We start from the raw sequence: 14,955 nt of genomic DNA, 5'->3' as shown, positions 1-14,955 counted from the left end.
CTCAGCGACCCCGCAGCGTGCGGTACGCGGAGACGAGGGCGGCGGTGGAGCTGTCGAGCTCCTCCGCGCCGGTGCCGTCGGTCAGGACCGGCTCGATCTTCCTGGCGAGGACCTTGCCGAGCTCGACGCCCCACTGGTCGAAGGAGTCGATGTTCCAGACGGCGCCCTGGACGAAGACCTTGTGCTCGTACAGGGCGATCAGCTGGCCGAGCACCGACGGGGTGAGCCGGTCGGCGAGGATCGTGGTCGTCGGGTGGTTGCCGCGGAACGTCTTGTGCGGAACGAGTTCCTCGGCGACGCCCTCCGCGCGGACCTCGTCGGGCGTCTTGCCGAAGGCGAGGGCCTGGGTCTGGGCGAAGAAGTTGGCCATCAGCAGGTCGTGCTGGGCGATCAGGCCGGGCAGCAGGTCGCCGACGGGCGCGGCGAAGCCGATGAAGTCCGCCGGGATGACCTTCGTGCCCTGGTGGATCAGCTGGTAGTAGGCGTGCTGGCCGTTGGTGCCGGGGGTGCCCCAGACGACCGGGCCGGTCTGCCAGTCGACCGGATCGCCGTCCCGGTCCACGGACTTGCCGTTGGACTCCATGTCCAGCTGCTGCAAGTACGCGGTGAACTTGGACAGGTAGTGGCTGTAGGGCAGCACGGCGTGGGACTGGGCGTCGAAGAACGCGCCGTACCAGACACCCAGCAGACCCAGCAGGAGCGGAGCGTTCTCCTCGGCGGGCGCGGTGCGGAAGTGCTCGTCGACGAGGTGGAAGCCGTCGAGCATCTCGCGGAACCGGTCCGGACCGATGGCGATCATCAGCGAGAGACCGATCGCCGAGTCGTAGGAGTAGCGGCCGCCGACCCAGTCCCAGAACTCGAACATGTTGGCCGTGTCGATACCGAAGTCCGCGACCTTGTCCGCGTTGGTCGACAGCGCCACGAAGTGCTTGGCGACGGCGTCCTGACCGGCCCTCAGCTCGGTCAGCAGCCAGTCGCGGGCGGAGGTGGCGTTGGTGATGGTCTCGATCGTGGTGAAGGTCTTGGACGCGACGATGAACAGCGTCTCCGCCGGGTCGAGTCCCTGTACGGCCTCGTGCAGGTCCGCACCGTCGACGTTGGACACGAAGCGGACGGTGAGCGAGCGGTCCGTGAAGGAGCGCAGCACCTCGTACGCCATGGCGGGGCCGAGGTCGGAGCCGCCGATGCCGATGTTCACGATGTTCTTGATGGGCTTGCCGGTGTGACCGGTCCACTCGCCCGCCCTGACCCGGTCGGAGAAGGCGGCCATCTTGTCGAGGACGGCGTGCACGGCCGGCACCACGTTCTCGCCGTCGACCTCGATCACGGCGTCGCGCGGGGCGCGGAGCGCGGTGTGCAGGACGGCGCGGTCCTCGGTGGTGTTGATCTTGTCGCCGCGGAACATCGCGTCCCGCAGCCCGGCGACGTCCGTGGCGGCGGCGAGCTCGCGCAGCAGGCCCAGCGTCTCGTCGGTGACCAGGTGCTTGGAGTAATCGATGTGGAGGTCGCCGACCCGGAGGGTGTACGCGCTCCCGCGGTCAGGCGCGTCCGCGAAAAGCTGACGCAGACCGGTGCCGCCGAACTCCTCACGGTGCTTGCCGAGAGCCGTCCACTCGGGCGTCTGATTGAGCTTCGTTCGGCTTTGTGCGTTCATCCGGGAAATCGCCCACTTCTTCTCGTACCTGCAACATCCCCGCTGCCCCACCAACCTAATTGATGTGAAGGGCGCGACGGGGCAGCAGCGGGCTGCGGGACGACATACGGATTCCGGCCGGGCACCCGTGGGGTGACCGGCCGGTGAACAGCTCTCAGATTTCGCCGCGGAGTTTCGCGAGGGCTTCGGCGAGGATCGCTTCGCCGTCCGCGTCACTGCGCCGCTCGCGCACGTACGCCAGGTGCGTCTTGTACGGCTCGGTGCGCGGGGGCGCCGGCGGATTGTCCCGGTCCTGGCCGGCCGGGAAGCCGCACCGCGGGCAGTCCCAGGTCTCCGGTACCTGCGCGTCATGGGCGAAGCTCGGCTGCGTCTCGTGCTCGTTCGAGCACCAGAAGGAGATGCGGAGGCGCGGCGCGGACTCGCCGCGCTCGGCCTCCCCCATCGGCCCCGCTCCGACCCGGCTTCCCCGGATCGCGTTGCCACTTGCCACGGTCGTAACTCCCTGCGTGATGGTGCTCGAAGATGCCCCAGTCTACGTAAGGCCCAACGCGCGTCCAGTAGAAGGAGTTACACCCTCACCGGGAATCGCGAACGACGGGTCAGCTGTCCAGCTTGATGAGCAGACCAAGGACGACAATGCACGCGAACCAGGCCAGACCAACCACAACGGTAATGCGGTCGAGGTTACGCTCGGCGACCGACGAGCCGCCCACGGACGACTGCATTCCGCCACCGAACATGTCGGAGAGGCCGCCGCCCTTTCCCTTGTGCATCAGCACCAGCAGCATCAGCAGCAGGCTGAAGACGATCAGGGCGATCTCGAACGCCAAAATCACGGCTGGTCCCTACTTTCCGGAATCTTTAGGACTGCATGTACGAACAGCGGGGGCCTGAGGGGGATACCCCTCTCGGCCCCCGCAAGGGTACGACGGATCGGCGCTACCGCATACTCACTGGTCGCGGAAGCGGACGATCTTGACGAACTCGTCGGCGTCCAGGGCGGCGCCGCCGATGAGCGCACCGTCCACGTCGGGCTGCGCCATGATGGCCGCGACGTTGCCGGACTTCACCGAGCCGCCGTACTGGATACGGACGGCGTCGGCCAGCTCCTGCGAGTACAGCTCGGCGAGGCGGCGGCGGATCGCACCGCAGACCTCCTGGGCGTCCTCGGGGGTGGCGACCTCGCCGGTCCCGATGGCCCAGACCGGCTCGTACGCGATGACGATGGACTCGGCCTGCTCGGCCGGGACGTCCTTCAGGGCACCGTCGAGCTGCGCGAGGGTGTGGGAGACCTGCTCACCGGCCTTGCGGATGTCCAGGCCCTCACCGACGCAGAGGATCGGCGTCAGACCGTGCTTGTAGGCGGCCTTCACCTTGGCGTTGCAGATCTCGTCGTTCTCGCCGTGGTACTGGCGGCGCTCGCTGTGGCCGACGGCCACGTACGTGCACTTCAGCTTGGCGAGCATCGGGCCGGAGATCTCACCGGTGTACGCGCCGGAGTCGTGCGCGGAGATGTCCTGGGCGCCGTACTTGATCTTCAGCTTGTCGCCGTCGATCAGGGTCTGCACGGAGCGCAGGTCGGTGAAGGGCGGCAGGACGGCGACCTCTACGGCGTCGTAGTCCTTGTCGGCCAGCGCGAAGGCGAGCTTCTGGGTGTGGGCGATGGCCTCGAGGTGGTTGAGGTTCATCTTCCAGTTGCCCGCCATCAGCGGGGTGCGGGTGCTCATTAAGGGTCAGTCCTCCAGTGCGGCGAGGCCGGGAAGCGTCTTGCCCTCGAGGTATTCGAGGCTGGCGCCGCCACCGGTCGAGATATGGCCGAATGCGTTCTCGTCGAAGCCCAGGATGCGGACGGCGGCTGCGGAGTCCCCGCCGCCGACGACGCTGAAGGCCGAGGAGTCGACGAGGGCCTGGGCGACCGCCCTGGTGCCCTCGGCGTAGTCGGGGTGCTCGAAGACGCCCATCGGGCCGTTCCAGAAGACGGTGGCCGCGTCGGCGAGCTTCGAGGCGTAGAGCTTGTTGGTCTCCGGGCCGTTGTCCAGGCCCATCACGCCGGCCGGAATGGCGTCGGCGGCGACGGTGGTGGGATTGCCCGGGGTCTTGGCCTTGAGGTCCGGGAACTGCGCGGAGACGACGACGTCGACGGGGAGCACGAACTCCACGCCCTTCTCCTCGGCGCGCTTGAGGTAGCCGAGCACCGCCGGGATCTGGTCCTCCTGGAGGAGGGAGCTGCCGACCTCGTGGCCCTGGGCCTTGAGGAAGGTGTAGGCCATGCCGCCGCCGATGAGGATGCGGTCGGCCTTCTCCAGCAGGTGGTCGATCACGCCGAGCTTGTCGGAGACCTTGGAGCCGCCGAGGACCACGGCGTAGGGGCGCGTGACGTCCTCGGTGAGCTTCTTGAGGACGCCGACCTCGGTGGCGATCAGGCCGCCGGCCGCGTGCGGGAGCCGGGCCGGAAGGTCGAAGACCGAGGCGTGCTTGCGGTGGACGGCACCGAAGCCGTCGCCCACGTACACGTCGGCGAGCTCGGCGAGCTGATCGGCGAAGGCGCCGCGCTCGGCGTCGTCCTTCGACGTCTCGCCGGCGTTGAAGCGGAGGTTCTCGATGACGGCGACCTGGCCGTCGGTGAGAGCGGCGACCGTGGCGCGGGCGGACTCGCCGACGGTGTCGGTCGCGAAGGCGACCTCGGCACCGAGCAGCTCACCGAGGCGCGCGGCGGCGGGAGCCAGCGAGAACGCCGGGTCCGGGGCGCCCTTGGGGCGGCCGAGGTGCGAGGCGACGACGACCCGCGCGCCGGCTTCGGCGAGCCTGGCGACCGTCGGCTGGACGGCGCGGATGCGGCCGTCGTCGGTGATCGTGGTGCCGTCGAGCGGCACGTTGAGGTCGGCGCGGACGAATACCCGCTTGCCGGCGACCCCTTCGGCGAGAAGTTCGTCGATCGTCTTCATCTTGTTCGCGGTACTCCTTGGAAGGACGGATGAGCACGCAAGGGGCTCGGACGGCGCCACGTTGCGCCGCCCGAGCCCCTTACTCACATCGAGATGCCTGCCGATCCGAGGATCAGAGCTGCTCGCCGACGAAGACCGTCAGGTCGACGAGGCGGTTGGAGTAACCCCACTCGTTGTCGTACCAGCCGAGGATCTTCACCGACGTACCCTCCTGGACCATGGTCAGGGAGGAGTCGAAGGTGCAGGAGGACGGGTCGCCGACGATGTCCGAGGACACGATCGGGTCCTCGGTGTAGGTCAGGAAACCCTTGAGGTCGCCGTCGTCGGAGGCCTTCTTGAACGCGGCGTTGACCTCGTCCTTGGTGACCTCGCGCTGCAGCGTCACGACGAGGTCGGTAGCGGAACCGGTCGGGACCGGGACGCGCATCGCGATGCCGTCGAGCTTGCCCGCGAGCTGCGGCAGGACCAGAGCGGTCGCCTTGGCGGCGCCGGTCGTGGTCGGAATGATGTTCTCGGCCGCGGCGCGGGCGCGACGCAGGTCCGAGTGCGGGAAGTCCAGGATCCGCTGGTCGTTGGTGTACGCGTGGACCGTCGTCATCAGGCCCTTGACGATGCCGAAGTTCTCGTCCAGAACCTTGGCCATCGGCGCCACACAGTTGGTGGTGCAGGAGGCGTTGGAGATGACGTGGTGGTTGGCCGCGTCGTACTTGTCCTGGTTGACGCCCATCACGATGGTGATGTCCTCGTCCTTGGCCGGAGCCGAGATGAGGACCTTCTTGGCGCCACCCGCGATGTGCTTGGCGGCGTCGGCCTTCTTGGTGAAGATGCCGGTCGACTCGATGACGATGTCGACGCCCAGCTGACCCCAGGGGATGTCGGCAGGGTTGCGCTCCGAGAGCACCTTGATGGTGTGACCGTCGACGGTGATGGTGTCGGCGGTGTGGCTCACCTCTGCCTTGAGACGACCCAGAATGGTGTCGTACTTCAGCAGGTGGGCCGTGGTCGCAGTGTCACCCAGGTCGTTGACAGCCACGATCTCGATGTCCGCACCCTGCTCCAGCAGCGCGCGGAAGTAGTTACGACCGATGCGGCCAAAGCCGTTGATGCCTACGCGGATCGTCACGAACCGATCTCCTCGTTAGGTACGCCGGTTTTCGACGCCGGCGAGTTGTATGGGATGTCCCCGACCGCCTCCGACCCTACCTCTCCGAGGGCCCGGTAGTGACATCGAGTAGGCGCGGAACGGACAGCGAGGCCCGTACTCCCGAGTAGGAATACGGACCTCCGGTACTGCCGCAATCGCACGGGCGGGGCGCCGGCCCCACCCGTGCGACGGTTACGGAGCGTCAACGCCCCAGACTTCTCAGCGCCTTTCCGATCAGCTGCTTCCGCTCGGCCGCACCGGCCACGTGTTCCAGGCCGAAGCCGAGCAGCACGGTGTCACGGGTCGTGACGGCGGCCTGCGAATGGAACAGCGGTCCGGAACGGGTCCAGTCGGCCGTGTTCTGCGGGCTGCCGGCCGGTGCCCCGGGAGTGCTCCAGGGGCCGAGGGCGGTCTCGAAGCCCTCGGTGTCCCGGGGCGTCCCGCCGACGACGAGCTCGGTGTCGTCCACGAAGACCCCGATGCCGCCCGAGCCCGGGTCGGTGACGTAGGAGACCGAGAGCTCGACCTGCTCGCCCGCGTACGCGCCGAGGTCCACGGAGACCTCCTGCCAGCCGTTGGAGCTGCCCGTGAACCGGTTCCAGCTGCCGGTGGTCCCGGTTCCGGTGCAGGCGTCGCCGCCGACGGTCAGGTAGTGGGTGAGGAAGGGGTGGAGCTGGGCGTAGTAGCCCTCCTCGCAGTCCGTGGGCAGGCCGGTGTCGGTGCCGCCGTTGGCGTCGGGCAGGGTCGTCCAGTCGTCCTGGCCCACGGTGCGGGCCTCGATGACGACATTGTCGTACCCCTCCTCGGTGTCGTAGCTGAGCTGGAACCGCAGACCCGGGTCGTCCGCCGCGGTGGTGCCCGTCAGGTCGACGGTGCGGGAGAGCCTCTTGTAGGAGTCGTCCTGGTGGGTGGCGGCGGCGAACCAGGAGCCCCCGTACGGCTCGAAGGGTGTGCGGACCCCCGGGTAGTCACCCGCCGCGGCGCTGCGGAACTGCGGGAACTCCTCCGGGTCCAGCGTGTCGGAGGTGACGGTGTACGCGCCCGCCGCCTCCAGTGCGTTGTCCGGGACGTCGCCGAGCGTTCCCGTCGCCCCGGACAGCCGTCCGGAGCCCGCGAAGGAGGGCGGTGACTTCAGCCCGACCCTGTTGTACGCGCCGAGGTAGTACTGCGAGAAGTCGTCGGTGCCTCCGGCGCCGGTGACGGTCCCGCCCGCCTGCTCGCCGGCGTTGATCAGCTTGCCGCCCTCGTTGACGTAGGAGCGGACCGCGAGCATGGTCGCGGCGGCCGGGCGCCGGTCGCCGGTGTACCAGAGGACGGTGCGGAAGTGGCTGAGCACCCCGAGGGCGTGCGGGGCGCCGTTCGCGGCGACGTCCCAGACGGCCGCTCCGTGGCCGTTGGCCGCGAGCGCCCCGGTGTACGCGGCGGTGTGCCGGGCGGGGGCGCCCTCCTCGGCGATCACCAGGGTGTCGCCGCGCGGCCGGTCGGCGACGGTGTAGGTGAAGGGGGTGCTGGAGGTGCGCTTGCCGGCTGTCGTGCGGCCGGTGAACCAGACCGTGACGGTGTCGCCCTCGTCGGCGTCCTCGACCTCGGCGCGGTACTGGTCGAAGTGGAGGTTGTCCTCGCCGCCGTAGGTCTCGCCGCCCTCCCAGGCCTTGAGCCGCTCGGTGTGCGTACGGCCGCCGTCGATGCGGTAGTTGAGGCGCTTGTCGCGGACGGACTTGCGGGCGGTCACCGCCACTTCCTGGTCGCCGCCGCGGGCGTAGGAGGTGGTGAAGGCGTCAGGGGTGAAGTCGGGCGCTTCGATGCCGACCGGGGAGACCGGCCGGTCGGGGTGCGCGGCGGACTCGGCGACCGCGAGCGCGAACGGGACGTTCTTGGCGAACTCCTGCTGGATCAGCTTCTCGTCGTCCGGGAAGCGGAAGACCGAGCCGCAGTCGGCCGGTTCCCACGCGTCGTCGGGGTCGACCCGGGAGGCGGTCGCGCACGTCGACATCTCCGGCGTGAACATCATCATCCTGTTGACGTTGGCCGCGTGTCCGTCGGCCTCGCCGTTGGTGACGTACAGCTCGGAGGAGACCTGTGGGCGGTATCCCGGGACGGCGGACTTCTCGGGCGTTCCGGCGAGTGCCTTGTAGACGATGTCGTCGGGGGTGTCCGTGGCGACCTGCCAGCCCACTCCGTACAGCAACAGCTGTGCGGCGGAGTGGTAGTTGATCCCGTACTGGAAGCCGATGCGCTTCTGGAAGGCGTCCAGCGCCCTGGTCTCCGGCTCGGAGGCGGGCGCGGTGCCGCGGAAGGTCTCGTCGCCCGGGTCCGGCGACGAACCCTCGTTGTCGTAGCCCCACTTGTAGCGGAAGTTGCGGTTGAGGTCGACGCCGTCACCGGGGGTGATGGAGCCGTCGCCGTTGTTGTCGCGGAGGTTCTTGCGCCAGTCCCGTTCGCCGGTGAACGTGTAGTCGTAGCCGTCGGGGTTGGCGGAGAGCACGAACCACAGTTCGGTGGTGTCGACGATCCTCGTGATCCGCGGGTCCTTGCCGTACCCGTCGAGGTAGTGGTGCATCAGCCGGCGGGTCATCTCCGGGGTGATCCACTCCCGGGCGTGCTGGTTGGACATGTACAGCGTGGCGGGCCTGGAGCCGTCCTTGGCCTTCTTGGCGCCCTTGGTGAGCTTCAGGGCCAGGATGTCCTGGCCACGGACGGTCCTGCCGATGCTGACGACCTTGGTGAGGCCGGGGTTGGCCTGTGCGGTCGCGAGGATCTCCTTCTGCAGGCCGTTCTCGCCGCTGTACGGGCGGAAGACGCCGTCGCCGGCCGCCGCGACCCGCTTCGAGGCCTTGGCGGAGAGCGTGTGCTCGGTGACCTCGACGCCCTTGCCGCGCAGGTCATCGGCCTGCCGGTCGGTGAGGTAGAGCTCGACGGTGGCCGAGCCCCGGTCGGGCACCCGCTCACTCAGCTCGTGACTGTCGGTGCCCGCCTCGGCCAGCAGCGGCAGCTGAGCCGCGGAGACCTCCGCGTGCCAGACACCCAGACCGTCCTCACCGCCGCCCCTCCCCTGGTCCGCCTGGGCAACGGGTACCGCCAGTCCGGCCATCAGCAATGAAGCCGCGGCGAGGATCGCTCGCGCTCTGCGTCTCATGAGCCCCCCATGCAGTTGTCTGTCACTTCCGTCCGCCCGGTGGGCGGACAGAGGACAGGTTCGTGATGGTCCATGGCCATGTCAATAGGGCATCGTTGCGGCACAAAAAGCGTGTACCGGGCATGCATGCGGGTCGCGTGAGGGCTGTCCCGGCAATGCCGTCGCCGACGCCCTCGGGAGGTGCGCCGGCGACGGAAGGTGTGCGGACGCTCAGCCGACGAGACCGTCGGCCAGCTCCTCACTGAGGGTGGATTCCGTGCCCGGGATACCGAGGTCCTGGGCCCGCTTGTCCGCCATCGCCAGCAGCCGCCGGATCCGGCCCGCGACCGCGTCCTTGGTCAGCGGCGGGTCGGCGAGGGCACCCAGCTCCTCCAGGGAGGCCTGCTTGTGCTCCATGCGCAGCCGTCCGGCCGCCGCGAGGTGCTCCGGGACCTCCTCGCCCAGGATCTCCAGCGCACGCCCCACACGGGCACCTGCGGCCACCGCGGCCCGGGCGGAGCGGCGGAGGTTGGCGTCGTCGAAGTTGGCGAGCCGGTTGGCTGTGGCGCGGACCTCGCGCCGCATCCGGCGCTCCTCCCAGGCCAGCACCGACTCATGGGCGCCGAGGCGGGTCAGCAGCGCGCCGATGGCGTCACCGTCCCGGACGACGACGCGGTCCACCCCGCGGACCTCACGGGCCTTGGCCGCGATCGAGAGCCTGCGGGCGGCGCCGACCAGGGCGAGGGCGGCCTCCGGGCCGGGGCAGGTCACCTCCAGCGAGGAGGAGCGGCCGGGCTCGGTGAGCGAACCGTGGGCCAGGAAGGCCCCGCGCCAGGCGGCCTCGGCATCGCAGGTGGCCCCCGAGACGACCTGCGGGGGCAGTCCGCGGATCGGCCGGCCTCGGCCGTCCACCAGCCCGGTCTGGCGGGCCAGCTGATCGCCGCCCGCCACGACGCGTACGACATAGCGGGAGCCCCGGCGCAGTCCGCCGGGAGCCATCACGATCAGCTCCGAGCTGTGCCCGAAGATCTCCAGGATGTCCCGCTTCAGCCGGCGCGCCGCCATCGCGGTGTCGAGCTCGGCCTCGATCACAATCCGGCCGCTCACCAGGTGCAGCCCGCCCGCGAATCGAAGAATCGCCGAGACCTCTGCTTTTCTGCAGCAGGTCCGGGTCACGGGAAGCCGAGAGATTTCGTCCTTCACCGCTGGCGTCATCGCCATGGGCCGATCCTTCCATGCATCCGAAAAATACGGTCGTACGCGGCAGCCAACAGCTCCGGATCGTGAATCGGAACACCGTCGGGCGAGGCCACCGGGGCCAGCTCGACCGCGGCTCCGAGCCGCTTGGCGGCGTCGGCGAGGGACTCACGGTCGGGCACGGCAGCCTCGTCGGCCAGCACCACGTCCAAGGCGAGTTTAGGGGCGTGTCGTCCCAAAACCTCCAAATGACGCTGCGGTGAGAAGCCTTCTGTTTCACCGGGTTGCGGTGCGAGGTTCAGCGAGAGGACCTTTCGGGCCTTCGTGGAGACCAGCGCGTCGAGCAGTTCGGGCACCAGCAGGTGCGGGATCACGGAGGAGAACCACGACCCCGGGCCGAGGACCACCCAGTCCGCGTCGAGGACGGCCGCTACCGCTTCCGGGACCGCCGGCGGGTCGGCGGGCACCACGTGGACGGACTGCACCTCACCGGGGGTGAGCGCCACGGTGGCCTGTCCCCGCACGGTCACTATGTCCTCGGGACGCTCCGGGTCGTGACCCCGTACGAGCGCCTGGAGCTCCAGGGGTACGGCGGACATGGGCAGCACCCTGCCGTGCGCGCCGAGCAGCTTGCCGACCAGGTCGAGCGCCTGCACGTGGTCGCCCAGCTGTTCCCAGAGGGCGACGATCAGCAGGTTGCCCACCGCGTGCTCGTGCAGGTCGCCCTTGGACTCGAAGCGGTGCTGGATGACCTGGGCCCAGGTCTGGCCCCATTCGTCGTCCCCGCACAGCGCGGCCAGCGCCTTGCGCAGGTCACCGGGCGGCAGGACGCCCAGCTCCTCGCGGAGCCGGCCACTGGAGCCCCCGTCGTCTGCGACGGTGACGACGGCCGTGAGATCACCGGTGATCCGGCGCAGCGCCGTGAGCGACGCCGACAGACCCATACCGCCGCCGAGGGCGACGACCTTGGGCTGCGCGCCCCGCTTGCGGCCGGAGAGCGCGGAGGTGGCTCTGCTCAGCCTGCGCAGGCGCAGATTGCGACTGGTCACTCGCGCCCCATGTCCCGGTGTACGAGCACGGTCTCGATACCCTCCGTGGCCAGCCGGGCCGCCAGCTTCTCCGACATGGCCACGGAACGGTGCTTGCCGCCCGTACAGCCGACGGCGATGGTCACATAGCGCTTGCCCTCGCGGCGGTAGCCCGCGGCGATCAGCTGGAGCAGCTCCGTGTACTGGTTGAGGAACTCCTTGGCGCCGGGCTGGTCGAAGACGTAGTCGGAGACCTCCTCGTTGAGCCCGGTGAAGGGACGCAGCTCGGGGACCCAGTGCGGGTTCGGCAGGAAGCGGCAGTCGACGACGAGGTCGGCGTCGACGGGCAGGCCGTACTTGAAGCCGAACGACATCACCGTGGCCCGCAGCTCCGGCTCCTCGTCGCCGGCGAACTGGGCGTCCATCTTGGCCCGCAGCTCGTGCACGTTGAGGCTGGAGGTGTCGATCACCAGGTCGGCGTCGCCCCGCAGCTCGCGCAGCAGATCCCGCTCGGCGGCGATGCCGTCGACGATCCGGCCGTCGCCCTGGAGGGGGTGCGGACGGCGGACCGACTCGAACCGGCGCACGAGTGCGTCGTCGGAGGACTCCAGGAAGACGATCCGCCGGGTGACGTGCTTGGCCTCCAGGTCCGCGAGGGACTGGCGGAGGTTGTCGAAGAAGCGGCGGCCCCGTACGTCGACGACGACGGCGATACGGGCGACGTTGCCCTGCGACCGGGCCCCGAGCTCCACCATCGTGGGGATCAGCTCGGGCGGGAGGTTGTCGACGACGAACCAGCCGAGGTCCTCCAGACACTTGGCGGCGGTGCTGCGCCCGGCGCCCGACATACCCGAGATGATCACCAGCTCGGGGATGGCCGGCACGGCGGCCTCGGCCTTCTCCTTGGTGCTTCCCGTACTCACGTCTGCTGCTCCGTCTGCTCGGTCGTTCTGGCGTTCATGCGCGTGCTCGGTCATGACGTGCTGCCCCCGTCGTCCTCTTCCATGATCTCTCCTGTGGCCGTGTTCACGGCGGGCGCGGCCGGGGCTGCCGTGGCGAGGGCCGCGGCCACTGATTCCGCTGTCCTGCGGCCTATCCCCGGAACCTCGCAGATCTCGTCGATTGTCGCCTGCCTCAGCTTCTTGACGGAGCCGAAATGCTTGATCAGCGCCTGCTTGCGGGTCTCACCGAGACCGGCGACGTCGTCCAGCGGGCTGCTGCGGATGCGCTTGGCCCGCTTGGCGCGCTGATAGGTGATCGCGAAGCGGTGGGCCTCGTCGCGGATGCGCTGGAGGAGGTAGAGGCCTTCGCTGGACCGAGGCAGGACCACCGGGTCGTCGTCATCGGGCAGCCAGACCTCTTCGAGGCGCTTGGCGAGGCCGCAGACCGCGATGTCGTCGATGCCCAGCTCGTCCAGGGCACGCTTGGCCGCGGCGACCTGGGGCTGCCCGCCGTCGACGACGACGAGCTGCGGCGGGTAGGCGAACCGCTTGGGACGGCCGTCGTCCTCGCGGGGCTCCTCACGGGGCTCTTCACCGGGCTCTTCACCGGGCACGGCGGGGGCATCGGCCAGGGCGGTGGGTACACCCCCGGCGGCGCCCGCGGGCGCAGGTGACCCGGGTGCGGGCCCCACGGACGCGGGTGACCCGGGTGCCGGTACGGGGCCCGTCGCGGCCGGGGTCTCCTCCCACTCCCCCGTGCGCTCCTTCTCCTGGAGGTAGCGCTTGAAGCGGCGTCCGATGACCTCGTGCATCGACCGGACGTCGTCCTGGCCCTCGAAGCCCTTGATCTGGAAACGGCGGTACTCGCTCTTGCGTGCGAGTCCGTCCTCGAAGACCACCATGGAGGCGACCACGTCGTCACCCTGCAGATGCGAGATGTCGAAGCACTCGACCCGCAGCGGTGCCGTGTCCAGGCCGAGAGCCTCGGCGATCTCCTCCAGGGCCCGGGAGCGGGTCGTGAGGTCGGAGGCGCGTTTGGTCTTGTGCAGCCCCAGGGCCTGCTGGGCGTTGCGCTGGACCGTGACCATCAGGTCCTTCTTGTCGCCCCGCTGCGGGATGCGCAGGCTGACCTGGGAGCCCCGGCGGTCCGCGAGCCACTGGGAGACGGCTTCCGGGTCCTCGGGGAGCGCCGGGACGAGGACCTCCTTGGGGACGGAGTCGCCCGTCTCCTCCCCGTACAGCTGCTGGAGCGCGTGCTCGACCAGGCCCGCCGTGTCGACGGCCTCGACCTTGTCGGTGACCCAGCCGCGCTGGCCGCGCACCCTTCCGCCGCGGACGTGGAAGATCTGGACGGCGGCCTCGAGCTCGTCCTCGGCCACCGCGATCAGGTCGGCGTCGGTGGCGTCGGCGAGGACGACGGCGCTCTTCTCCATGGCCCGCTTGAGCGCCTCGGCGTCGTCGCGCAGCCGGGCAGCCCTCTCGTACTCCATCTCCTCGGCCGCCTGCATCATGTCCTTCTCCAGGCGGCGGATGTACGTACCCGTCCGTCCGGCCATGAAGTCGCAGAAGTCCTCGGCCAGTTCGCGGTGTTCGTCGGGGCTGACCCTGCCGACGCACGGGGCCGAGCACTTGCCGATGTAGCCGAGGAGGCAGGGGCGGCCGGTCCTGGCGGCGTTCTTGAACACCCCTGCGGAGCAGGTGCGCACGGGGAAGACCCGGAGCATGAGGTCGACCGTCTCCCGGATCGCCCAGGCGTGACCGTACGGACCGAAGTAGCGCACGCCCTTCTTCTTGGCGCCGCGCATGACCTGCACGCGCGGGAACTCCTCGTTGAGCGTGACCGCGAGGTAGGGATAGCTCTTGTCGTCGCGGTACTTGACGTTGAACCGGGGGTCGTACTCCTTGATCCAGGAGTACTCCAGCTGGAGCGCCTCGACCTCGGTGGAGACTACCGTCCATTCAACGGAGGCGGCCGTGGTGACCATCGTGCGCGTGCGCGGGTGGAGGCCGGCCAGGTCCTGGAAGTAGTTCGCCAGGCGCTGGCGCAGGTTCTTGGCCTTCCCGACGTAGATCACCCGGCGGTGCTCGTCGCGGAATTTGTAGACCCCCGGGGAGTCGGGGATCTGTCCCGGCTTGGGGCGGTAGCTGGAGGGGTCTGCCATGTCTCACACCCTACTTGCGGGCGGTGACAGCGCGGCATTCTCGCAGGGGATCCGCCCTCCGGCGAGCGCGGGGACCGGGAGCCGTCCAGGGTGCGCCCGGCGGAGGTCCGGGGGCGGTCCGCCGCTCGCGGTCAGGCCTCGGGGCCCGCGACCAGCTTTCCGCCCTCGACCTTCACCGGGACTGCGGGCAGCGGCACGGTGGCCGGGCCGTGCAGCGCCTTGCCGGTCGTCATGTCGAACCGGCTGCCGTGGCACGGGCAGTTACCCTCGTTGCCCTCGACCTTGTCCAGGAGGCAGCCCGCGTGGGTGCACTGCGCGCTGAACGCCTTGTACTGGCCCTTCGCCGGGCAGCTCACGACGAGCCGCTGCTCCCGGTAGAGCTTCGCCCCGCCGACCGGGACCTCGTCGGCGGCGCCGAGGTCGACGGGCGCGGTGGGCGTCGGCGTCTGTGCGTGGCCGAGCTTCGAGTCGGTCGAGCAGGCGGCCACTCCCAGCCCGGCGGCACCGGCGAGAGCGGCGCCCTTCAGTACGGTACGGCGGGCGGCGGGCAGGCCGGACATGCGGTCTCCACTGGTCGGGGGGACAGAGAGCCGCCGTTTCCGCCCCGGGGCACCGGATGCCCACGGACATCGGGCCCAGGCCGCACCTGAAGGCATCGGCGACAGACCCGACGATACCGGCGGAGAACGCCGCCCCTTCGACCGGCCCCGCCCGGACCACGGACGGCGAAGGCCGGGACCGGGTCGGGACCGGCCGGGGGCCGGGACGG

The 14,955-nt window shown here is 69.8% G+C and carries 12 protein-coding genes; all 12 read right to left on the bottom strand.

What is annotated here, in order from left to right; all coding sequences use genetic code 11:
* Position 1 precedes the first annotated feature (1 nt).
* Positions 2-1,654 carry a glucose-6-phosphate isomerase gene (pgi, locus tag OG257_RS28915; RefSeq protein WP_329212232.1) on the bottom strand — a complete coding sequence of 551 codons (1,653 nt, stop codon included), beginning with the start codon at positions 1,652-1,654 and terminating at the stop codon, positions 2-4.
* 154 nt (positions 1,655-1,808) lie between these two features.
* Complete coding sequence (locus OG257_RS28910; RefSeq protein ID WP_079099553.1) at positions 1,809-2,144, bottom strand: RNA polymerase-binding protein RbpA; 336 nt, start codon at positions 2,142-2,144, stop codon at positions 1,809-1,811.
* Between the two features lie 109 nt (positions 2,145-2,253).
* Complete coding sequence (secG, locus tag OG257_RS28905; protein ID WP_069172160.1) at positions 2,254-2,490, bottom strand: preprotein translocase subunit SecG; 237 nt, start codon at positions 2,488-2,490, stop codon at positions 2,254-2,256.
* A gap of 114 nt (positions 2,491-2,604) precedes the next feature.
* A complete protein-coding gene (tpiA, locus tag OG257_RS28900) occupies positions 2,605-3,381 on the bottom strand; it encodes a triose-phosphate isomerase (RefSeq protein ID WP_329212226.1) in 777 nt (258 codons plus the stop codon).
* A 6-nt stretch (positions 3,382-3,387) separates the two neighbouring features.
* Positions 3,388-4,599, bottom strand: coding sequence for a phosphoglycerate kinase (locus OG257_RS28895; protein ID WP_329212224.1), 1,212 nt, complete (start codon positions 4,597-4,599; stop codon positions 3,388-3,390).
* A gap of 112 nt (positions 4,600-4,711) precedes the next feature.
* Positions 4,712-5,722 (bottom strand): type I glyceraldehyde-3-phosphate dehydrogenase, encoded by a 1,011-nt coding sequence (gene gap, locus OG257_RS28890; protein WP_329212223.1) that lies wholly within the window; start codon positions 5,720-5,722, stop codon positions 4,712-4,714.
* 223 nt (positions 5,723-5,945) lie between these two features.
* On the bottom strand, positions 5,946-8,879 hold the full coding sequence (locus OG257_RS28885; protein ID WP_329212222.1) for a M14 family metallopeptidase: 2,934 nt from the start codon (positions 8,877-8,879) through the stop codon (positions 5,946-5,948).
* A 210-nt stretch (positions 8,880-9,089) separates the two neighbouring features.
* Complete coding sequence (whiA, locus tag OG257_RS28880) at positions 9,090-10,079, bottom strand: DNA-binding protein WhiA (RefSeq protein ID WP_030919772.1); 990 nt, start codon at positions 10,077-10,079, stop codon at positions 9,090-9,092.
* Positions 10,070-11,104 (bottom strand): gluconeogenesis factor YvcK family protein, encoded by a 1,035-nt coding sequence (locus tag OG257_RS28875; protein ID WP_329212221.1) that lies wholly within the window; start codon positions 11,102-11,104, stop codon positions 10,070-10,072. Before OG257_RS28875 ends, whiA begins: the two co-directional genes overlap by 10 nt.
* Positions 11,101-12,060 carry an RNase adapter RapZ gene (rapZ, locus tag OG257_RS28870; protein WP_329212220.1) on the bottom strand — a complete coding sequence of 320 codons (960 nt, stop codon included), beginning with the start codon at positions 12,058-12,060 and terminating at the stop codon, positions 11,101-11,103. Before rapZ ends, OG257_RS28875 begins: the two co-directional genes overlap by 4 nt.
* Entirely contained in the window at positions 12,057-14,186 is a 2,130-nt protein-coding gene (gene uvrC / locus OG257_RS28865; RefSeq protein WP_329212219.1) for an excinuclease ABC subunit UvrC, read from the bottom strand. Before uvrC ends, rapZ begins: the two co-directional genes overlap by 4 nt.
* Before the next feature lie 131 nt (positions 14,187-14,317).
* Entirely contained in the window at positions 14,318-14,746 is a 429-nt protein-coding gene (locus OG257_RS28860; protein WP_329212218.1) for a Rieske (2Fe-2S) protein, read from the bottom strand.
* Positions 14,747-14,955 lie beyond the last annotated feature (209 nt).

It is taken from the genome of Streptomyces sp. NBC_00683 (assembly GCF_036226745.1).
Classification (GTDB): Bacteria; Actinomycetota; Actinomycetes; order Streptomycetales; family Streptomycetaceae; genus Streptomyces.
This window is presented reverse-complemented; position numbering and strand designations above follow the sequence as displayed.